The 18589-nt window shown below is 72.3% G+C and carries 21 protein-coding genes; 11 read left to right on the top strand and 10 right to left on the bottom strand.

The features are described from left to right. Positions 1-84 precede the first annotated feature (84 nt). Positions 85-768 (bottom strand): G5 domain-containing protein, encoded by a 684-nt coding sequence (locus ACH0A8_RS10260; protein WP_406907129.1) that lies wholly within the window; start codon positions 766-768, stop codon positions 85-87. A 383-nt stretch (positions 769-1151) separates the two neighbouring features. Between ACH0A8_RS10260 and ACH0A8_RS10265 the strand changes: the two genes are divergently transcribed. The 3 genes from ACH0A8_RS10265 to ACH0A8_RS10275 are packed head-to-tail and all read left to right on the top strand — an operon-like array spanning position 1152 to position 3932. Beyond that, positions 1152-1988, top strand: a complete 837-nt coding sequence (locus ACH0A8_RS10265; RefSeq protein ID WP_406907130.1) for a DUF429 domain-containing protein — start codon at positions 1152-1154, stop codon at positions 1986-1988. 10 nt (positions 1989-1998) lie between these two features. Further along, the gene (locus ACH0A8_RS10270; protein WP_406907131.1) at positions 1999-3201 is read left to right on the top strand and encodes a glycosyltransferase; all 1203 of its coding nucleotides are present in this window, start codon (positions 1999-2001) and stop codon (positions 3199-3201) included. Continuing rightward, on the top strand, positions 3198-3932 hold the full coding sequence (locus ACH0A8_RS10275; RefSeq protein WP_406907132.1) for a hypothetical protein: 735 nt from the start codon (positions 3198-3200) through the stop codon (positions 3930-3932). The genes ACH0A8_RS10270 and ACH0A8_RS10275 overlap by 4 nt, the downstream gene beginning before the upstream one ends. A 329-nt stretch (positions 3933-4261) precedes the next feature. On the opposite strand, the gene ACH0A8_RS10280 is transcribed toward ACH0A8_RS10275, so the two are convergent. Next, positions 4262-4690, bottom strand: coding sequence for a DUF6892 domain-containing protein (locus tag ACH0A8_RS10280; protein ID WP_209683174.1), 429 nt, complete (start codon positions 4688-4690; stop codon positions 4262-4264). 123 nt (positions 4691-4813) lie between these two features. Here ACH0A8_RS10280 and ACH0A8_RS10285 point away from each other — a divergent pair, with 123 nt between their 5' ends. Next, entirely contained in the window at positions 4814-6319 is a 1506-nt protein-coding gene (locus tag ACH0A8_RS10285; RefSeq protein ID WP_406907133.1) for an APC family permease, read from the top strand. A 255-nt stretch (positions 6320-6574) separates the two neighbouring features. Next, complete coding sequence (locus tag ACH0A8_RS10290) at positions 6575-7189, top strand: hypothetical protein (RefSeq protein WP_209683177.1); 615 nt, start codon at positions 6575-6577, stop codon at positions 7187-7189. A gap of 2 nt (positions 7190-7191) precedes the next feature. Here ACH0A8_RS10290 and ACH0A8_RS10295 read toward each other — a convergent pair whose 3' ends face one another. From ACH0A8_RS10295 to ACH0A8_RS10305, 3 genes are all read right to left on the bottom strand, one after another. Next, positions 7192-7632, bottom strand: coding sequence for a hypothetical protein (locus ACH0A8_RS10295; protein WP_406907134.1), 441 nt, complete (start codon positions 7630-7632; stop codon positions 7192-7194). A 139-nt stretch (positions 7633-7771) separates the two neighbouring features. Beyond that, positions 7772-8260, bottom strand: coding sequence for a DUF6264 family protein (locus ACH0A8_RS10300; RefSeq protein ID WP_406907135.1), 489 nt, complete (start codon positions 8258-8260; stop codon positions 7772-7774). After that, the gene (locus ACH0A8_RS10305) at positions 8260-8646 is read right to left on the bottom strand and encodes a hypothetical protein (RefSeq protein ID WP_066653598.1); all 387 of its coding nucleotides are present in this window, start codon (positions 8644-8646) and stop codon (positions 8260-8262) included. Before ACH0A8_RS10305 ends, ACH0A8_RS10300 begins: the two co-directional genes overlap by 1 nt. A 113-nt stretch (positions 8647-8759) precedes the next feature. Between ACH0A8_RS10305 and ACH0A8_RS10310 the strand changes: the two genes are divergently transcribed. Further along, the gene (locus ACH0A8_RS10310) at positions 8760-9092 is read left to right on the top strand and encodes a hypothetical protein (RefSeq protein WP_066653595.1); all 333 of its coding nucleotides are present in this window, start codon (positions 8760-8762) and stop codon (positions 9090-9092) included. Between the two features lie 76 nt (positions 9093-9168). Here ACH0A8_RS10310 and ACH0A8_RS10315 read toward each other — a convergent pair whose 3' ends face one another. Further along, a complete protein-coding gene (locus ACH0A8_RS10315) occupies positions 9169-9660 on the bottom strand; it encodes a DUF427 domain-containing protein (protein WP_209683183.1) in 492 nt (163 codons plus the stop codon). A 46-nt stretch (positions 9661-9706) separates the two neighbouring features. On the opposite strand from ACH0A8_RS10315, the gene ACH0A8_RS10320 reads away from it, so the two are divergent. Further along, on the top strand, positions 9707-11116 hold the full coding sequence (locus tag ACH0A8_RS10320; RefSeq protein WP_251154896.1) for an amino acid permease: 1410 nt from the start codon (positions 9707-9709) through the stop codon (positions 11114-11116). 538 nt (positions 11117-11654) lie between these two features. Next, positions 11655-12044, top strand: a complete 390-nt coding sequence (locus tag ACH0A8_RS10325; RefSeq protein WP_406907136.1) for a hypothetical protein — start codon at positions 11655-11657, stop codon at positions 12042-12044. Positions 12045-12127: 83 nt separating this feature from the next. Here ACH0A8_RS10325 and ACH0A8_RS10330 read toward each other — a convergent pair whose 3' ends face one another. The 3 genes from ACH0A8_RS10330 to ACH0A8_RS10340 form a co-directional block, all read right to left on the bottom strand. Beyond that, positions 12128-12415 (bottom strand): hypothetical protein, encoded by a 288-nt coding sequence (locus ACH0A8_RS10330; RefSeq protein WP_406907137.1) that lies wholly within the window; start codon positions 12413-12415, stop codon positions 12128-12130. Positions 12416-12487: 72 nt separating this feature from the next. Then, entirely contained in the window at positions 12488-12937 is a 450-nt protein-coding gene (locus ACH0A8_RS10335) for a BLUF domain-containing protein (RefSeq protein WP_235426535.1), read from the bottom strand. Positions 12938-13001: 64 nt separating this feature from the next. Continuing rightward, a complete protein-coding gene (locus ACH0A8_RS10340) occupies positions 13002-13565 on the bottom strand; it encodes a hypothetical protein (protein WP_311205251.1) in 564 nt (187 codons plus the stop codon). A 95-nt stretch (positions 13566-13660) separates the two neighbouring features. On the opposite strand from ACH0A8_RS10340, the gene ACH0A8_RS10345 reads away from it, so the two are divergent. From ACH0A8_RS10345 to ACH0A8_RS10355, 3 genes are read left to right on the top strand one after another with little or no spacing between them, the layout of a single operon-like run. Further along, complete coding sequence (locus tag ACH0A8_RS10345; protein WP_406907138.1) at positions 13661-16981, top strand: SNF2-related protein; 3321 nt, start codon at positions 13661-13663, stop codon at positions 16979-16981. A gap of 55 nt (positions 16982-17036) precedes the next feature. After that, the gene (locus tag ACH0A8_RS10350; protein WP_406907139.1) at positions 17037-17333 is read left to right on the top strand and encodes a hypothetical protein; all 297 of its coding nucleotides are present in this window, start codon (positions 17037-17039) and stop codon (positions 17331-17333) included. Then, entirely contained in the window at positions 17333-17749 is a 417-nt protein-coding gene (locus ACH0A8_RS10355; RefSeq protein ID WP_406907176.1) for a type II toxin-antitoxin system VapC family toxin, read from the top strand. Before ACH0A8_RS10350 ends, ACH0A8_RS10355 begins: the two co-directional genes overlap by 1 nt. 19 nt (positions 17750-17768) lie before the next feature. Here ACH0A8_RS10355 and ACH0A8_RS10360 read toward each other — a convergent pair whose 3' ends face one another. Then, a complete protein-coding gene (locus tag ACH0A8_RS10360) occupies positions 17769-18548 on the bottom strand; it encodes an aldo/keto reductase (RefSeq protein WP_406907140.1) in 780 nt (259 codons plus the stop codon). Between the last annotated feature and the right edge of the window lie 41 nt (positions 18549-18589).

The following is an 18589-nucleotide window of genomic DNA, read 5'->3' on the forward strand; positions in this document are numbered from 1 at the left end:
CCCGCCGAGCGGGCCATTTCTGTCACGCTCACCGCCGTCGGCCGACGAGTTCCGCCCGCTCGGCGCGCCACGCGCGGCGTCGCGTCACATGGTGTTCCAGTGCAGGTGGCCGCTGGCGTCGGGGCCCTTGCCTCCGCACTGGTAGGAGCGACCGTTGGCCGCCTGTGCGACGACACCGCTCTGCGCGCTGGAGCAGAACGCCCCCGGGGTGATGGTGTCCTGTGCCGGTGCCTGCTGCACGGGCGCCGGAGCGGCGGGAGCCTGCTGGACCGGGGCAGGTGCGGGTGCAGGTGCAGGTGCAGGTGCAGCAGGAGCGACGTACGAACCGATCGCCGTCACCTCGGCGACGGGCGTCTTCGTGACCTCCTTGCCGACCTCCACGCGGTCGGTCTCCACGCCGTCCGTCGTGGTGACCCGCCAGGTCGTGGTCTCGACCCCGTCGATGCCCGGCGTCGTGACCTTCGACTGCCCCTTCGGCAGCGCAGGGTCGTCGACCGAGGTCCGTTCGAACGGGATCGCCGTGTCCTCGGTCTCCTCCGAGACGGCGACGACCGGAGTCGGCGTCGGTGTCGGTGTCGGCGTGCGAGTGGTCTCGGGGCGCGCGGTCTCGGCGGCCGCCACGGCCGTCACGGGCCGTGCGTCGGCGGCGTTTGACGCAACCGCCCCGACGAGGGCTCCGGCCGAGCCCACTCCCCCGAGCCAGATCGTCGCTGCGACCGCGACGACGATCGTCGCCTTCGTCTTCGTCCTCAGTGCTGCCCACCGCATGTTTTCTGCCCCTTCCGGCTGGTCGGAGTCGATGGTGACGACCCCTCAGCGTCCTCGCGAGACCCCCGAACGGGGCTCCGCGCCCAGCGGATGAACCCTCGACTGGACGACGGCAGTACGCCTACGCGCCGTCACCCGCGCCCACGCCCGCGCCCACCCCGCCCCGCCCGGCACGCCCGGCACGCCGAGCGGGCCAGTTCCGTCACACTCACCGCCGTCGGCCGACGAGTTCCGCCCGCTCGGCGCACCGCGCGCGGCATGTCCTGCCCGCTCGGCGACGGCCGTGGAGGGACCGGCTGCAGAGGGGCGGCTGCGGAGGGCCGGCGAGCGGCACGGGGACGGGCGTGGAGCGTCGACCGAGCGAGTCCGGGCACGATGGACCGGTGACGGCGTACCTCGGGGTGGACCTGGCGTGGGGCATCGGCAGCGACCGGAAGCCCGCGAACGAGACCGGTCTCGTCGCGATGGCCGACGACGGCACGATCACGGACGCCGGATGGGCCCGCGGGGTCGACGCCGTGACCGACTGGATCGCGGCGCACCTCGGGCGACGGACCCTGGTCGCTGTCGACGCCTCGCTCGTGGTGACGAACCCGAGCGGCATCCGCGAGGCCGAGCGGCAGGTCGGGCAACGCTACGGCCGGTGGAAGGTCGCGGCGAACCCGACGAACCTCGCCTCGGCGGCGAGCGCCGGGGCACGGCTGCTCGACCGGCTGACGGACCTCGGGATCGGCTACGTCAGCGACACTGCGGCGATGCGGGAACGCACCGGGCCGGCGGCCTTCGAGTGCTACCCGTACACGACCCTCGTGGGGGTCGAGGAGCTCGGCTACGACGACGAGCGTCCGCGGTACAAGCGCCTCGACCTGAAGCTCCCGGCCGCCGTGGCCCGACAGCGGCGCGCCGAGGCGTTCGACGACCTCGTGCACCGGCTGCGCACGACCCCGCTCGACCCGCCGCTGCTGCTCGACTCCCATCCCCTGACGGCCGGGCTCGCCGACCCGTCGGTGCTGCACGGGCCGACGCACAAGCACCGGGAGGACCTGCTCGACGGAGCCCTGTGCGCCTGGACCGCCGCGTTCTGGGAGCGGCACGGCGACGAACGGGTGCAGGTGCTGGGAGGTGATCCGGGCCTCCCGTCCGACCCACCGGACGAGGCGGGCCGCCGGCCCGTCGTGGTGGCACCCGCGCGTGGGTCGCAGCGGCGGCCGCGCGGCTAGGCTCGACGCCGTGAGCACCACGAGCGAACCCCTGCGCATCGGGCTGGTGTCGCTGCACACCTCCCCCGGCGACGAGCCCGGCTCCGGCGAGGTCGGCGGCATGAACGTCGTGGTCCGACACCAGGCCGAGGCCCTGGCCGACCGCGGCCACCAGGTGGAGATCATCACGCGGCGGTCGGCGCCCACGCAGCCGGACAGCGTCTCGCTCGTGCCGGGCGTGTGCCTGCGGTTCCTGTCCGCCGGGCCAGCGGAGCCGGTGCCGAAGGGCGAGCACGACGCGTTCATCGAACCGTTCCGGGCGGGCCTCGAGGAACTCGGCCCCTACGACGTGCTGCACTCGCACCACTGGTTCTCCGGCGTCGCCGCCCTGCCCGTCGCCCGCGAGCGGGGCATCCCGCACGTGCAGTCCTTCCACTCCATCGCGGCCGAGTCGGACACTCCCCTGTCCGAGGGCGAGCGTCCCGAGTCCGCTGGCCGTCCCGCGGGTGAGCGGATGCTGGCGCGCGACTCCGACGCCGTCGTCGTCGTGTCGTCCGCCGAGGCGTCGACCGTCCGCACGCGTCTCGGCGGCGACGAGTCGCGGACGTGGATCGTCCCGCCGGGCGTCGACGGGTCCGTCTTCCGCCCCGCCGGCGCCGGCGCGCGCCGTGCGGAGACACCCTACGTCGTCGCGGCGGCACGCGTGCAGCCGCTGAAGGGGCTCGACCTGGCGATCGAGGCGGTCGCGGGCATCGGCGAGGAGGTCCGCCCCACCCTCGTCATCGCGGGCGACGCCTCGAGCGAGGCAGGCGACTACGTGGACGAACTGCGTCGGCTCGCCGCCGCGCACGGCATCGCCGACCGCGTGACCTTCGTCGGTCCGCAGTCGCGTGCCGACCTGGCGTTCCTGTTCCGTGGCGCAGCGGCCGTGCTCGTACCGTCGCACTCGGAGACCTACGGACTCGTGGCGCTCGAGGGCTCCGCCTCCGGGGTGCCCGTCGTCGCGGCGGCTGCCGGTGGGCTGCGGGAGGCCGTGGTCGACGGGGAGACCGGGGTCGTGCTCGAGTCCCGCGACCCGGGCGACTGGGCTGCGGAGATCGAACGGATCCTGACCGATCGGACGTACGCGGCCGGGCTCGCCGCCGCGGGTCGGGAGCACGCCGAACGCCTGAGCTGGGAGCGCTCGGCGGCCGGACTCGAGGACGTGTACCGGCGGGTGCTCGGACGCTCGTGACGGCCGGAAGCGCGGGGATCGACCGGCCGGGGTCGGCTGGCGGGCTCGACCCGTCGGGGTCGGCCGGCGGGCTCGACCTGTCGGGATCGGCTGGCGGGCTCGACCTCTCGGGGTTCTGGGCCGCGCTCGACGCCGTGCCGGTGGCCGAGGACGCCGAAGCGCTCTACTCGACCGACTCGGCCGAGGGGCGACTACGACGTACGAACCTGTCGGCCTACCTGTCCCACGTCGGGGCAGCGGCCGACACCGTGCTCGTCGCCGAGGCCCCCGGCTGGCGCGGCATGACCAACACGGGCATCCCCTTCACGAGCATGCGGGAGCTCGGCACGCTCGGCTTCGACGTCCTCGTGCCGCCGGAGCCGACCGCGCCGTGGGAGGCGTCGTCCCGGGTCGTGCACGCGGCGTTGCAGGACTGGTCGGGTCCGCTCCCCCTCGCCTGGGCGATCTTCCCGCACCACCCCTTCGTCGCGAGCGACCGGCAGACGAACCGGACCCCGCGTCCGGCCGAGGTCCGCGACGGTGCTCCGGTCGCACTCGCGCTGCTCGAGGCGCTGCGGGACGCTCGTGCCGCCGATCGTGCCGGTCGCCGCCGGGACGTGCGGGTCGTCGCGGTCGGGCGGAAGGCGCAGGGGGCGCTCGCGCTGGCGGGCATCGACGCCGTGGCGGTGCGGCACCCGGCGCAGGGCGGCGCGGCGCAGTTCACGGAGCAGGTGCGGGCGCTGCAGGGGTAGCGCGGTCCCGGGCGGGCGGACGGACGTTGCGCTGGGGCAGGGCGTGCGTTGCGCTGGGGCAGGGCGTGCACACGCGGACTTCGACACCGCACCCGTCGATCGACGTGGGCGGTGTCGCACCATGCGCGCGCAACAGGTGCGTCCACATGGATCGACGTTCCGCGTGTCGATCGACGCGTGCAATGTCGCGCTGCGGTCCCTGGCGGGTGTGCGCGCACGTTCGCCGTGCGGGCGGAACGACGACGCCGCTGTCGGACGACAGCCGCGATGTCGCGTGGGCCCGCGCGCACTGCGCGGCTGTGATGCCTCGGCGCCCGAGCGTCGCGGGCTCAGGCGGAGCGGACCTCGACGCCCTTGGCCGCCAGGCGCTCGGTCACGTGCGCGGGCAGGGGCGCGGCGGCGTACACGGTCGTCAGCGCGGGGAGGTCGAGCACGTCGTCCCAGTTCTGCGGGTCGTAGCGGTCGTCGGACCCGTCCCACCCGGGGTGGACGTCCTGCAGGACTTCGAGGTCGGAGTCGACGGTGAGCTCGGTCACCAGCGCCAAGTGCGACGGCAGCAGGTCGAGGTCGTCGTAGTACTCGCGAGCGCGGTCGTCCTGTCCCTCGACGTCGAGGTCCTCACCGGCGTCCTCGTCCTCGTCGCCGTCGTAGGGCTCCAGCACGTCGAGGTCGTAGCAGAGGACGTCGAGCACGAGCAGCTTGGCGTTGAAGTCGGCGAACTCGACGGGCTCTTCGGTGGTGTCGGAATCGTCGTGCATGCCCCGGAGCGTAGCCACCGGAGCCCGTGAGCGACCGCGCGATCGGATCACGGGCGTGTTGCAGCCGGCGTCGATCTTCCTGTGAGAGTAGACAGAGTGCCATCCCTCGGGAAAGGCTGACGTATGACCACCACCAAGTCGGACGCGACGCAGCAGGAGCAGCACACGCTCAAGCGCGTTATCGGTCCCAAGCTGCTGCTGCTCTTCATCGTCGGCGACATCCTGGGGACGGGCGTCTACGCGCTCACCGGCCAGGTCGCCGCCGAGGTCGGTGGTGCCGCATGGCTCCCCTTCCTCATCGCCTTCGCGGTCGCCCTGCTCACGGCGTTCTCGTACCTCGAGCTCGTGACGAAGTACCCCCAGACGGCGGGCGCTGCGCTCTACGTGCACAAGGCGTTCGGCATCCACTTCGTCACCTTCATCGTCACGTTCATCGTGATGTGCTCGGGCATCACGTCGGCGAGCACGGCCTCGCGGGCGTTCGCGGCGAACCTGGGCGCCGGCTTCGGCCTCGAGCTGCCGAACGGCGTCGTGATGCTCATCGCGATGGGGTTCATGCTCGCGGTGATGGCGGTCAACTTCCGCGGGGTCAGTGAGAGCGTCAAGACGAACGTGGTGCTCACCCTGGTCGAGCTGTCCGGTCTGGTGATGGTGATCCTCATCGGCTTCTGGGCGATCGCCGGTGGCAACGCGGACTACTCGCGCGTGGTGATGTTCGACACCCCCGAGGACAAGACGCTGCTGCTGTCGGTGTCGACCGCGACCTCGCTGGCCTTCTTCGCGATGGTCGGCTTCGAGGACTCGGTGAACATGGCCGAGGAGACCAAGGACCCGTCGCGGATCTTCCCGAAGGTGATGCTCACCGGCCTCGGCATCACGGCGGTCATCTACGTGCTCGTGTCGATCTGCGCCGTCGCGGTCGTCCCGATCGGTGAGCTCGCCGGCAACGAGACGCCGCTCGTCACGGTCGTGCAGACCGCCGCGCCGGACTTCCCCATCGCCGACCTGCTGCCGTTCATCTCGATGTTCGCGGTCGCCAACACCGCGCTGATCAACATGATGATGGCGTCCCGGCTGCTCTACGGCATGAGCAAGCAGGGCGTGCTGCCCGGCTTCCTCTCGCGGGTGTCGCCGGCGCGTCGCACGCCGTCGACCGCGATCGTCTTCACCACCGTCATCTCGCTGCTGCTCATCGGCTGGGTCTCGCTCGACCCGGACTCCCCCATCGTCGTGGTCCTCGGCGGCACGACCTCGTTGCTCCTGCTCTCGGTCTTCACGGTCGTGAACCTCTCCGTGCTGGTGCTCCGTCGCGACCGCGTCGGGCACAAGCACTTCCGGGCCGGTGTCGTGATCCCCGTCATCGGCGTGGTCACCTGCCTGTGGCTCGTCCTCCCGTTCTCGTCCGGTCGCGACCCGCAGCAGTACCAGATCGCCGGCGCACTGCTGGGGCTCGGCGTCCTGCTCTGGCTCCTCACGTGGTTCACGCACGGCCGGAAGCAGACCGAGAAGGCGCCCACCGGACTCGTCACCGAGCCGACCGCGGTGGTCCGACCGGGCACCGGCCACCGGCACCACGAGGACGGCGACGGCGGACACGGCGACGCGGACGGCCACCGCCGGGACGGCTGATGGAGGCGTCCGAGGTCATCTTCGCGATCTCCATCGGGACGATCGTCCTGCTCTCGCTGTCGGCTGCGTTCCGATCCGGCCGCCGACGCGACTGACCGGAGACGGGCGCCGCCGACAAGACCGACCGGGAGCACGGGGCCGCCGACACCCCCGATCGGGCGGCTGCGGTTCCCAGCCGACGCCCGTACGCTCGTCGTGCCCTGCACCCGACCGTCCGGTACTCGCGACGGACCGCCCGCCCGGAAGGACCCCGACATGCGCCGCGCCGGCATCACCATCGCCTCGGTGTTCGGGGCAGGCGTGGTCGCGGCCGTCATCGGCGTGGTGGTCGTCGTCGTCATCGCGGTGCACTCGCTGACCGGCGCAGCGAAGTCCGTGACCGCGGCGCCCGCCTGTCCCGACGTCGCCTCGCGCACGATCGGCGGCATCGTGGTGCCCGCAGGCCCGGTCGCCGGCTTCTGCCAGGACCGCCTGGTGAACGCCGCGTACGTGATCGAGGCCGCCCAGGCGCTCGGCATCGGCCCGCACACCCAGGCCGTCGGCGTGATGACCGCGATCGGCGAGTCGAGCCTGGTGAACCTCGACCACGGGGACGCCGCGGGACCGGACAGCCGCGGACTCTTCCAGCAGCGCGACAACGGCGCGTGGGGCACGTACGAGCAGCGGATGGACCCGTACACGGCGGCGACGATGTTCTACGCGAAGCTCGTGAAGACGCCGGGGTGGAAGACGATGACCCCGACCCAGATGGCGCACGCGGTGCAGATCAACGCGGACCCGGACCACTACGCGAAGTTCTGGCCGGAGGCGAAGGCCGTCGTCGAGGGCCTCACGGGGCAGTCGGTGCCGGACACCGCTCCCCAGGGCTGAGGTCACCGCAGCACCGGCCCGAGCTCCTCGGCGTCGTGGAGCTCGACCATCGACGCCCCCGTGGCGTTCACGACGACCTGCCCCCGCAGTCGCACCGCACGCTCGGCGAAGGCGCACGCGCAGGCGTCGATCCACTCCCAGTCGACCGGGAACAGCTGCGTCTCACCCGGCCGTTCCCATGCGAGCACGACCTCGGACGCAGCGTTGTCGACGCAGACCTCCGCGACCAGCGTGGCGAAGTCCTCGACCTGCTCGTCCGGCTGCAGCGGCAGGTCCGACACGGGCAGCAGGAACGGGATCGGCAGCGCCCGTTCGTCGAGGAAGAGCACCCAGCACTGCCGCCGGATCGGGGGCCCGACGACCCCGGAGACGAGGGCGACGACGTCGGCGTCGGTCCGGGCGGACGTGGTGAACAGCTGGTCGAGCACTTCGGTTCCTGACATGCTCCGAGCCTGCGGCCCGAGCCCGGCGGGCAGCAGCGTCGACCGACGATCTGTGGACGACGCTACCGAGACCAAACCCTGTGCAGGAAGACCGGCAGCAGCCCGGCAGATCCCCGGCAAGAGCCCGGCAGGACGAGCGTCAGAACCCGTGCTGCACGGCGGAGTCGACGAGCAGCAGGGCAGCGAAGAACACGACGACCTGCGCGGCGATGCCGACCAGCACCAGGGGCCACGCGAGCCGTCGCCGGACGAGCCGCAGGACGCAGCCGACGACCGTCCCGACGAGCACCAGCACGACGAGCACCGGACCGACGGTCACCACCCCGCCGCCGAGCCCGGCGTCGCAGGTGTTCCCCGGCGCCGCACACGAGTGGAAGGCCATCGACAGGAAGACGATGCCGCCACCGACGGCCACCGACTCGACGGCCAGCAGGACGAGCAGCAGCACCGTGGCGACCACGTCCGCGACGCGGCGGTGCGTGCGCGCAGCGAGCCGTGCCTCCCGGCCGACCGCGACCACCGCACCCGACCCGACCCCGGCAGCGGACGCCACCGCCGCGTCCGACCCGGCCACGCCGACGGACCCGGACGACACGTCCGGGTCCCGCGACGCCGCCGGGGCAGCCATCAGCGCCCCGTACCGGACCCGCGGGTCGACCAGAGCGCCGCCCAGATGAGCAGCGGCTGCCCGAACAGACGGGCGACGCGCTTCTCGTCGGAGTCGAGGCCGAACGCGTCGCGGCGGTTCACCCACTGCGACAGGTTGCCCGGGAAGATCACCGTGAAGAACAGGGCCGCGACCGTGCCGACGGTCTTCCGGCGGCTGCGCGGCGTGAAGAGCAGCGCGCTGCCGAGTCCGATCTCCGCCACACCGGAGGCCAGCACGGTCGTGTCCGTGTCGAGCGGCACGAAGTCCGGCACCTGAGCGCGGAAGTCACGACGGGCGAAGGTGAGGTGGCTGGTGCCCGCGAAGACGAGCGCAGCACCGAGGAGGACACGGACGAAGGAACGCATGCCCTCATCGTGCTCGCTCGCGCAGGGTCCGTCCGGCGCGTCGCGCGGCGATGCGCGGACCGGCCGTCCCCGGAGGCGAGCGCACCGGGCCACCCGTCGGTACGTTCGGACCCATGGCAGCCGTCGCTCGCGACCACGAACCGCCCGCCGTCCTCGCGACCGTCGCCGTGCTGCTCGCTCCCCTCTCGCTCTGGATGGGCATCATCGTGCCCGCCGCCGACATGGCGCGGCACGTGCTCCTCGAGGCCGTGTTCGGCATCGTCTGCGTGCTCTGCGGCGTCCGCGCGGTCCGGATCGCCGGTCGGCGTCGCGCCGTGCGCGTCTGGGCGTGGATCGGGATGGTGCTCGGTGGCCTCGGCCTGGTGATGACGGCCTGGCAGCTGCTCACCTTCGCGACCGACGGAGGCTTCCCGCCGCCGTTCTGGTCGCCCTACGCGCGCCGCTGACCGAGGTCATCCACCACCGGTCGACGGCCTGGAGGCGCGGCGGACCTCCGCCCCGTCGCCGCCGCCGGGCGGGCGGTCACCAGCCGAGCGTGCCCGGCCCGCCCTTGAAGGGTCCGACCACCCGCGAGGTGATCCACCCGCCGTAGAAGTCGCCCTCCTGCGCCTGCACGACCTCGCCGCCGACCTCGCAGGAGTCCATCGCCGACGGGTAGATCGCCACCCGGTCGCGGAGGTCCTCGTACCCGGGCTCCGGCGTCGGGTAGTTCCACGCCGCCCGGGGCGCGACGACGCCGTCCCCGCCGACCACGTCGAAGTAGCGCGCACGCCCCTTGAACTCGCACATGCTCGACCCCTGCGCCGGACGCAGCTCGAGCCCCGCCATCGGGACGTAGTACACCGGCGGGTGCGAGGTCTCGAGCACCCGGACGGCGTCGGTCGTGTCGACCACGATCGTCCCGCCGAGCCGCACGACGACGCGGTCGGGGACCGCCTCGACGGCGGGAGGACGCGGGTAGTCCCAGACGGACTCCTGGCCGGGACCGGGTTCGACACGAGCAGCACGTTGCATGCAACCGGGTCTACCACCGCCGCCGCAGAAGGAGCAGAGTGGGCGCGTGACGACGACGACACAGGGGATCTTCCGGCGGAAGCCCATCGACACGATCGACGACGACCCCGAGGGCGAGGGCGGCCTGAAACGGCACCTCGGCCTCTGGCAGCTCACGGCCATCGGCATCGGCGGCATCATCGGCGCGGGCATCTTCACCCTCGCCGGCACCGTCGCGAACGGCGTCGCCGGCCCCGCCGTCCTCATCAGCTTCCTGATCGCCGGTGTCGCCAGTGCCGCCGCCGCGCTGTCGTACGCCGAGTTCGCGGGGATGATCCCGAAGGCCGGCAGCGCCTACACGTACGGCTACGCCGTGCTCGGCGAGGTCGTCGGGTGGTTCATCGGCTGGGACCTGCTGCTCGAGTACACCGCCATCGTCGCCGTCGTCGCGATCGGCATCTCCGGCTACGTCGGGTTCCTCGTCGGCCAGTTCGGCATCGACCTGCCCGCGTGGATGCTCGGTGCACCCGGCACCGGCGACGGCCACGTGGTCGACGTCTTCGCGATCCTGCTCTGCCTGCTCACGGCCTTCGTCCTCACCCGGGGCATCCGCAGTGCCGCGCGGTTCGAGCTCGTGGCCGTGGCGATCAAGGTCGCCCTGGTCGTGCTCATCGTCGTGCTCGGGGTGTTCCACATCAACAGCGCGAACTACTCGCCGTACTTCCCGTTCGGCTTCGGCGGCGTGATGACCGGCGCCGCCACGGTGTTCTTCGCGGTGTTCGGCTACGACGCGATGTCCACCGCCGCCGAGGAGTCCACCGACGCGCGGAAGCACATGCCGAAGGCGATCCTGCTGTCGCTCGGCATCGCGATGGTGCTCTACGTCCTGGCGACGCTCGTGCTCACCGGCATGCAGAAGTACACCGACATCGACCCCGCCTCGGGGTTCTCGTCGGCGTTCGCGTCTGTCGGGCTCGGCGGGGTCGCGAACGTCATCGCGATCGGGGCGATCGTCGGCATCGTGACCGTGCTGGTCACCTTCATGCTCGGGGCCTCGCGCGTCTGGTTCTCGATGAGCCGGGACGGGCTCATGCCGAAGTGGTTCGCGAAGACCGACCCGAAGCGGCACGTGCCCACGCGGGTGACGTGGATCCTCGGCATCGCGTCGGCGGTGCTCGCGGGGCTGCTGCCGATCGGCGTCGTCGCGGAGCTGACGAACATCGGGATCCTGCTCGCGTTCGTCGTCGTCTGCTCGGCAGTGATCGTGCTGCGCTACCGGCAGCCCGACCTCGACCGGCAGTTCCGTCTCCCGTTCATGCCCGTCGTGCCGATCATCGGGGTCGTCGCCTCGCTGTGGCTCGTGACGTTCCTGCAGTGGGAGACGTGGGTGCGCTTCGCGATCTGGTTCGCGATCGGGCTCGGGGTGTACTTCGGGTACTCGCGGAAGCACAGCAAGCTGGCCACAGAGCAGCGCTGAGGCTCCTCGCCCCGAGGGCGACGGTGCGCGTCCTCCCGTCAGGAGGGCACGCGCACCGCCGGTCCTGGTCGAGCCAGCGGACCTCGGCCTGATCGGGAACGAGTCCATCCGCCCAGTCGACGTCCTTCCGCTCGCCGTCCCCCGACGGGGCCGTGATGTCGGACACCCACGCCTCCGTCGCCAGCCACTGTGCCGTCGCACCGCCGAAGAGCGCCGAGTAGTCCCGCAGGAGGTAGCGCCGACCGAGTACCGATCCGCCGGGCCGGTCCCGGTAGAGGACGATCGCCGCGTCCGGCGGCTGCACGCCACCGGCGACCCACTCCATGCCGTCACGCAGGAGTTCGCTCTCGTCGAAGCGGGCCCGGACAGCCGCCACGAACTCGTTCGCGAACGGCTCGTCGATCATCTCGGGTGTGCTCACGACGGTCATCCTGGGCGTTCCTCGGCCGTGTTGTCACCTCGGCACGACGTCGCCGCTGCGGTGCACCCGTCCTGAGCAGCCGCGTCGTCCTTGCTCCTCGACGGATATGGTCGACCCGTGGTGGGGGAAACGGCACGGGCCGTCGACGGGGCGCGCCCGGTCACGGTCCGCGGCAGCGTCATCGCACCGATCGCGTGGACGGCACTGTGCGCGGGAGTCCTCGCGCTCGGGGTCTGGCTGGCCTCGACCCGCCTGGTGTTCGGGGGTGCCTGGTTCACCCAGCTGTGGACGAGCGGCCTGGTGCTCGTCGCCGGCGTCCTCGGCCTGTACCTGAGCGTCGGGAGCATCCGGAACCGCATCCGTGTGTTCCCCGATCGGCTCGAGGTGGTACCGCACATGCGGCGGACCGTGACGATCTCGCCCGGCGAACTCGTCGGGTTCAGCGCCTCGGGACCGGGCAACACCACGATCCGGAGCCGACGGTCTACAGGGTCGACGAACCCGTGACGGGCGCGCCCACCGGCTGAGGAACGAGCAAGAACGAGCAGGAGGAGCAGGACGAGCAGGAACGAACGAGGGCGCCGGACGCGCTACTCCGCGACCACCCACACGTGCTGTGCCTGCCACCCCTCCGGCACCGTGTTCCGGTACGCCGCCAGCGCCGCCACGTAGTTCGGCCCCGACGCCTCGTGCTCCCGCGTCGCGGTCGACCGCGCGGTCGCCTTGATCGTGGTCTCCCCCGTCGCCTTGCTCTCGACCGCGTTCGTCTGCAGCAGCGCGAACCCGTCGAGGTCGAGCGCGGCGACGGCTGCCTCCTTGGCCGCCACGACGGAGTCCGCGTAGCCCTCGGCCTCGCGCATCTCGGTCGAGCGGATCATGCCTCGCAGTGTCGTCACCGAACCAGTATGACCCGATCGATCCGGGTCTCCGAGCGCGACGGCGGCAGGGCGTCAGGCGTCGCGCCGGTGCTTGCCCTTCGCCGCCGTCGGGTCCGCCATCGGGTGATTGCGGAACCACCGCAGCAGCTCGCGGGGGCGGCTCTGGTCGGCGCTGTCGTCTCCGCGGTCGAGGAAGGTGCTGAAGCCCTCGGGCACCTCGACACCGTCGGTCTCGCGGTCGTACGCCATCGACCACTCCGGGAACCGTCGCGTGTGGATGGACTCCTCGACGAGCAGCCGGACGTCGTCGTGCCGCTCGTCCGCGACGATGCGCGCGTACGTCGCCATCACCGCGTCGTACGGCCCCTCGAGCAGCTGCATGAAGCGCCCGCCGCGGTGCACGAGCATGCCGGTCAGTCCGTCGGCGGTGTTCCGTGTCCGGGCGTGGTCGAGCACCGCCTCGAGGTCACCCTCGTCGAAGGGCTCGGTGGCGGAACTCATGTACACCAGTGACTGCAGCACGCATCGATCCTGCACCTGAGCCGCTGTCAGCGACGCCCCCAGAACGGGACGCGGACAAGTCACGTCAGTCGAGCGGCGTCCAGTCGAGGACCTGGCCGTCCTCGGTGCAGTACGTCGTGTCCGAGTCCTCGGTGGTGGTCTTCGACCACGACGGCGACCAGTACGAAGCGTCGATGTCCCGCTGCTTCGGGAAGACACCGACCACGGTGCCGGCCGACGTGTCCGGGTCACCGGGCACCGGATCGACGTCGAGGGTGTCCGGGTCGAACCATCCGTAGGTGGTCGCCCCGGTGATGCTGTCGAACTCGATGTACATCGTGATGTGGTCGTCCTGCGAGGCGGTGCCGAGCTGCACCTGGTACTCCTGCCGCGCCCCGTCGTCGTCCGTCGGCACGCCGGACCACTCGACGCGGTAGGCGTCCGCGGTCTCCTCGATCGACACCGAACCGGTCCCGGAGGCCAGGTCACACGACGCCGTGCCGGGCGTCGCCGCCGTCGTCGCGCTCGCGCTCGGAGCCGGCGCCTCGGCCGTCCGTGTCCCCGCCCCGAGCACACTGCACCCCGACAGAGCGACCACCGTCGCCACCGCCCCTGCCACCACGACTGCGCCGCGCGCTGCGTTCCCCATGCGATCCCCCTCGTGTCGCGCGCCGTCCGGCGCCCGCCCACGCTAGCAGCGGAGGGCCAGCAGCGAAGGTCGGTGGCGCCTGGCACGATGGACCCGTGCCCGCCGCCCCGATGATCGACGCCGTCGACGTCATCCGGTTCGTCGGGCCGCAGACCTTCGGCCGCGCGCGCGACGTGGTCCGCGCGGGCCTGGTCGAGGACGCCACCTGGCACGACGACGACGGCACGGTCACCGCGACCGTCTCCGGCTCCGCCGACGACCCCTACGAGCTCCGCGTCGAGACCACCGTCGCCCGCGGCGAGTTCGTCCGCCCCGTCCGCAGCACGTGTTCCTGCCCCCTCGGCGGCGACTGCAAGCACGTCGCCGCCGCGCTCCTCACCATCAACGCGCGGGCCCTCGCCGCCGAACCCCGAGCAGCGGCTCCCCTCGCCCCACCGCCTGCCCCGGACTGGAGGCTCGACCTCGCCCGCCTCGCCGGTGACGACGACCGGGCGGTCGCCCCGCAGGGCACCCCCATGGGTCTGCAGTTCGAGTTGCGCGACGCGGTCCCCGCCGCACTCGCCTCCCGTGCGCGCGCCGCCGGCCGGGCGCTGCCGTCCCGTGCCCGCAGCGTGCGGCTCGGCGTCCGCCCGGTGACCCGCAGCGCCGCCGGCAACTGGGTCCGAGGGCAGCTCACCTGGGGCACGCTCCCCTACTCGATGAACCGGCTCGGCATCGCGCCCGAACAGCACGCCTGGTTCCTGCAGTTCTCCGCGCTGCACCGCGCCGGGCAGCTCGCGGGGCTCCCCGGCGAGAGCGACTGGGTGCACCTCGACGACTTCGGCAGCCCCCTGCTCTGGCCGCTGCTCCGGCAGGCAGCCGGACTCGGGATCGCCTTCGTGACGGGCAAGCGCGAGGGCGGCGCGGTCCTCGGCGGCGACGGGCGCGTGCTCCTCGACGCGGCCCGGCACGACGGCGCGCTCGTCATCGGTGCGAGTGCGGTCGTCGACGGGCGCCCGGTACCCGACGGCTCGGCGCGCACGATCGGCGACCACGGTGTCTACGCCTTCCGCGAGAGCCCCGAGTTCCACGTCACCCTCGCGCCGACCCCGGCTCCGGTCCCCGAGGACCAGCGCCGCATGCTCGCGGAGGGCGCGCGCATCACCGTGCCGGCCGATGCCGTCGACGAGTTCCTGGCCGACTGGTCGCCGCGGCTCCGCGGCGCGCTCGGTCTCGTCAGCTCCGACGGCTCGGTCGAACTCCCCGAGCGGACACCGCCCGAGCTCGTCCTGACGGCGACGTTCGAACCCGCCCGGGCGCCCCGGACCGACGACCGCCTGCACCTGCAGTGGCGGTGGCACGTCGACGGTCGGAAGGACCCGGTCACGCTGCACGGCCCGCTCCCCGACCTGACCGGGCTGCACGCCGCCGACGAGTCCGAGACGACCGGCCCCGGCGGCGGTCTCGCCTGGTTCGAGGACGGCACGGTCGACGGTGCGGACGTCGCCGTCTTCGCGACCGAACTCCTGCCAGCCCTGCCCGCACTCGGTGTCCGGACGGTCGTGCAGGGCGAGCCCGGCGACCACGAGCGGCTGACCGGGCGACCGCACATCCGCGTCACGACGATGCCGTCCGAGAAGCACGACTGGTTCGACCTCGGCATCTTCGTCACCGTGAACGGGCGGCAGATACCGTTCACCCCGCTGCTCCGGGCGCTGGCGAAGCGTGACCGCCGCATGAAGCTCATCGACGGGTCGTACCTGTCGCTGGCCGACCCGACGTTCGACCGGCTCAAGGAACTCATCGAGGAAGCGCGCGAGCTCGACGAGTGGGAACCCGACCAGGCCCTGACGGTGACCCCGCTGCAGGCCGGACTGTGGTCGGAGTTCGACCAGCTGGCCGACGAGACCGAGCACGACGAGCGCTGGCAGCGGATCGCAGCGGGTCTGCTCGACGCCGCACCGCAGGACGAGGTCCCCGTGCCGGACACCGTGCACGCCGAGCTCCGCCCCTACCAGCACGCCGGCTACGCCTGGCTCCGGTTCCTGCGGGAGCACGGCATCGGTGGGGTGCTCGCCGACGACATGGGCCTCGGCAAGACCCTGCAGGTGCTGTCCATGATCGCCGCCGCCCGCCGGTCCGAGCCCGACGCTCCGCCGTTCCTCGTCGTCGCGCCGACCTCGGTCGTCGGCAACTGGGCGGACGAGGCAGCCCACTTCACCCCTTCCCTGCGGGTGACCGCCGTCACCGCGACCTCGCTCAAGGACCACGCCCGGGTCGCCCGGGCGGCGGCGGAGTCCGACGTCGTCGTGACCTCGTACGCACTGCTCCGGCTCGACGCCGCCGAGTACACCGGAGTGTCCTGGTCGGCGCTCGTGCTCGACGAGGCGCAGTTCGTGAAGAACCCGCAGTCGCAGACGCACCGGGTCGCGGCCGAGCTGCCCGCGCCGGTGAAGTTCGCGGTCACGGGGACCCCGCTCGAGAACGGGCTGACCGACCTCTGGGCGCTGTTCCACGTCGTCGCGCCCGGGCTGCTGTCGTCGTGGTCCCGGTTCGGCGACGACTACGTCAAGCCGCTCGGCTCCCCCGACCTGCGCGGGGACGCCCGCAAGGAGCTCACCGACCGGCTCCGGCGTCGGATCCGACCGCTCATGCTCCGCCGGACGAAGGAGAGCGTCGCCGCCGACCTGCCGCCGAAGCAGGAGCAGGTCGTCCGGGTGACGCTCGACCCCGCGCACCGCGCGCTGTACGAGCGGACCCTCAACCGGGAGCGCCTGAAGGTCCTCGACCTCATCGACGACCTGGCGCGCAACCGGATGATCGTCTTCCGGTCGCTGACCCTCCTCCGGATGCTCGCCCTGTCGCCGGCGCTCGTGCAGCAGACGGACCACGACGCCGACGACGACGTCGCCGCCGGTGCGGATCCCATCCCCTCGGCGAAGCTCGACCTGCTGCTCGACGAGCTCGAGCAGCTCGCCGCCGAGGGCCGCCGCGCCCTGGTCTTCAGCCAGTTCACCACGTTCCTGCGCATGGTCGCCGAGGCACTCGACGCCCGAGGCATCGGGTACGAGTACCTCGACGGCTCGACCCGGAAGCGCCCGCAGGTCATCGACCGCTTCCGGACCGGCACGGCACCGGCGTTCCTCATCTCCCTCAAGGCCGGCGGCTTCGGGCTGACGCTGACCGAGGCGGACACCGTCTTCGTGCTCGATCCCTGGTGGAACCCGGCCGCCGAGTCCCAGGCGGTCGACCGGACGCACCGCATCGGGCAGACCCGCTCCGTGAACGTGCAGCGCTTCATCGCCGAGGACACCATCGAGGAGAAGGTCCTCGCCCTCGCCGCCAAGAAGGCCGAACTCTTCGCGACCATGATCGACGACGACGCCCTGTTCGCCGACGACCTGACCGCCGAGGACATCCGCTCGCTGCTCACCTGAGCCGCGACATACGAACTCCTTCGCGTCCGGACGCCCGCGTCGGTACCGTCGCCGCATGTTCGTCGAGACCAGCCGCTCCGCCCAGCCCCGTCCCGCTCCGCAGGTCCCGGTCGCGGGCCTCCTGACACCGACTCCGGCCGATCCGGACGTCGAGCCGCACGCCGATCTCGAGTCCCACGCCGATCAGGCGCCGCCGCGAACAGGAGTGGTCCGGCGCGACGGCACCACGGCGACGTCCACCTTCCGCCTGCGCAACGGCGCCGAGGTCACGCTCGGCGGCTCCTTCGGCGGCAGCCGAGGCGTCTGGTCGAGCGTGTTCGAGGGGTATCGGCGGAGGCGGCCGGCACGGTGATGGTCCTCGACGCGAACGTCGTGATCGCGCTGCTCGACGAGGGCGACGGCCTGCACGAGCGAGCGTACGACCTGGTCGAGGACCACGCGTGGGACGAGTTCTGCACCTCGGCCCTGACCCTCGCCGAGATGCTCGTGCGACCGGCGTCGCGTGGGCACGCCGATCGTGAGCGCGGAACCATCGAACGACTCGGCGTGTCGGTCGTCCCGGTCACGGGCCGTACCGCACGCCGGGCGGCGGACATGCGCGCCAGCCGCCGGCTCGGCATGCCGGACGCGGTCGTCCTCGTCACGGCACAGGCCGTGCACGGCCAGCTCGCCACCTTCGAGCGGAAGCTCCGCCGCATCGCGCAGGCCGAGGGCCTCGACCTCGCCGAGCCGTACGACGACGGCGGGCTCTGGCCGTTCCCGACCTGAGCCCGCCGTCGCGACCGGGTCAGCCGGCGAGACCGTCGATCCGCGACACCTCGTCGGCGGTCAGCTCGAGGTGCGCCCCGAGCGCGTTCGACCGGATGCGCTCCGGGTTGGACGACTTCGGGATCACGACGAACCCGGGCGCCACGTGCCACGCGACGATGACCTGCGCGCTGTCGGCGTCGTGCGCCTCCGCGATCTCGACGAGCGTCGGGTCCTGCAGGTTGCTCGCCTTGAACGGGCTGTAGCCCTCGAGCACCACGCCACGTTCGTGCAGCCCCGCGGCGACCTCAGCGTCGTACTCGGCGGGGCTCCACCGGATCTGGTTCACGGCCGGGGTCGTCCCGGTCGCGTCGGTCAGCTCGTCGATCTGCGCGAGCGAGTAGTTGCTCACGCCCACCGCCCGGGTCAGCCCGTCGGCCTGCGCCTGGACGACCTGCTCCCACACGTCGGGTCGGGCCTCGCCGTTCGGCGGCCAGTGCACGAGCCACAGGTCGAGGTGGTCGAGCCCGAGCTGCTCGAGGCTCTCCTCGATGGTCTGGCGCACCCGGTCGGCGTTGTCCGGCGGGAGCTTCGTGGTGACGAAGACGTCGTCGCGGGCCAGGCCGGCGTCGGCGAGCGCCTTCCCCACGCCGCGCTGGTTCGAGTAGCCCGTGGCGGTGTCGATGTGGCGGTAGCCGGCCTCGAGCGCAGCGCCCACGGCGGCGGGAGCGTCGGCGTCGGGGATCTGCCAGGTGCCGAAGCCGAGGAGCGGCATCGATCCACCGGTGACGGGCACGGAGGGGTTCGCGTGATCGGTCATGCCCCGTGTCTACGCCCTGGTTCGTCGGTGCCGCACGGGAT

Origin of the sequence: Curtobacterium sp. 179-B 9B NHS (genome assembly GCF_045370965.1) — a bacterium.
Taxonomy (GTDB): domain Bacteria; phylum Actinomycetota; class Actinomycetes; order Actinomycetales; family Microbacteriaceae; genus Curtobacterium.

Excerpts from the sequence above, each read along its gene's own strand:
- ACH0A8_RS10305 (WP_066653598.1), bottom strand. The coding sequence starts at position 8,646 with ATGCGTTCCTTCGTCCGTGTCCTCCTCGGTGCTGCGCTCGTCTTCGCG.
- ACH0A8_RS10315 (WP_209683183.1), bottom strand. The coding sequence starts at position 9,660 with ATGCAACGTGCTGCTCGTGTCGAACCCGGTCCCGGCCAGGAGTCCGTC.
- ACH0A8_RS10280 (WP_209683174.1), bottom strand. The coding sequence starts at position 4,690 with ATGCACGACGATTCCGACACCACCGAAGAGCCCGTCGAGTTCGCCGAC.
- ACH0A8_RS10295 (WP_406907134.1), bottom strand. The coding sequence starts at position 7,632 with ATGTCAGGAACCGAAGTGCTCGACCAGCTGTTCACCACGTCCGCCCGG.
- ACH0A8_RS10355 (WP_406907176.1), top strand. The coding sequence starts at position 17,333 with ATGGTCCTCGACGCGAACGTCGTGATCGCGCTGCTCGACGAGGGCGAC.
- ACH0A8_RS10260 (WP_406907129.1), bottom strand. The coding sequence starts at position 768 with ATGCGGTGGGCAGCACTGAGGACGAAGACGAAGGCGACGATCGTCGTC.
- ACH0A8_RS10310 (WP_066653595.1), top strand. The coding sequence starts at position 8,760 with ATGGCAGCCGTCGCTCGCGACCACGAACCGCCCGCCGTCCTCGCGACC.
- ACH0A8_RS10340 (WP_311205251.1), bottom strand. The coding sequence starts at position 13,565 with ATGGGGAACGCAGCGCGCGGCGCAGTCGTGGTGGCAGGGGCGGTGGCG.
- ACH0A8_RS10285 (WP_406907133.1), top strand. The coding sequence starts at position 4,814 with ATGACCACCACCAAGTCGGACGCGACGCAGCAGGAGCAGCACACGCTC.
- ACH0A8_RS10360 (WP_406907140.1), bottom strand. The coding sequence starts at position 18,548 with ATGACCGATCACGCGAACCCCTCCGTGCCCGTCACCGGTGGATCGATG.
- ACH0A8_RS10300 (WP_406907135.1), bottom strand. The coding sequence starts at position 8,260 with ATGGCTGCCCCGGCGGCGTCGCGGGACCCGGACGTGTCGTCCGGGTCC.
- ACH0A8_RS10330 (WP_406907137.1), bottom strand. The coding sequence starts at position 12,415 with ATGATCCGCTCGACCGAGATGCGCGAGGCCGAGGGCTACGCGGACTCC.
- ACH0A8_RS10350 (WP_406907139.1), top strand. The coding sequence starts at position 17,037 with ATGTTCGTCGAGACCAGCCGCTCCGCCCAGCCCCGTCCCGCTCCGCAG.
- ACH0A8_RS10290 (WP_209683177.1), top strand. The coding sequence starts at position 6,575 with ATGCGCCGCGCCGGCATCACCATCGCCTCGGTGTTCGGGGCAGGCGTG.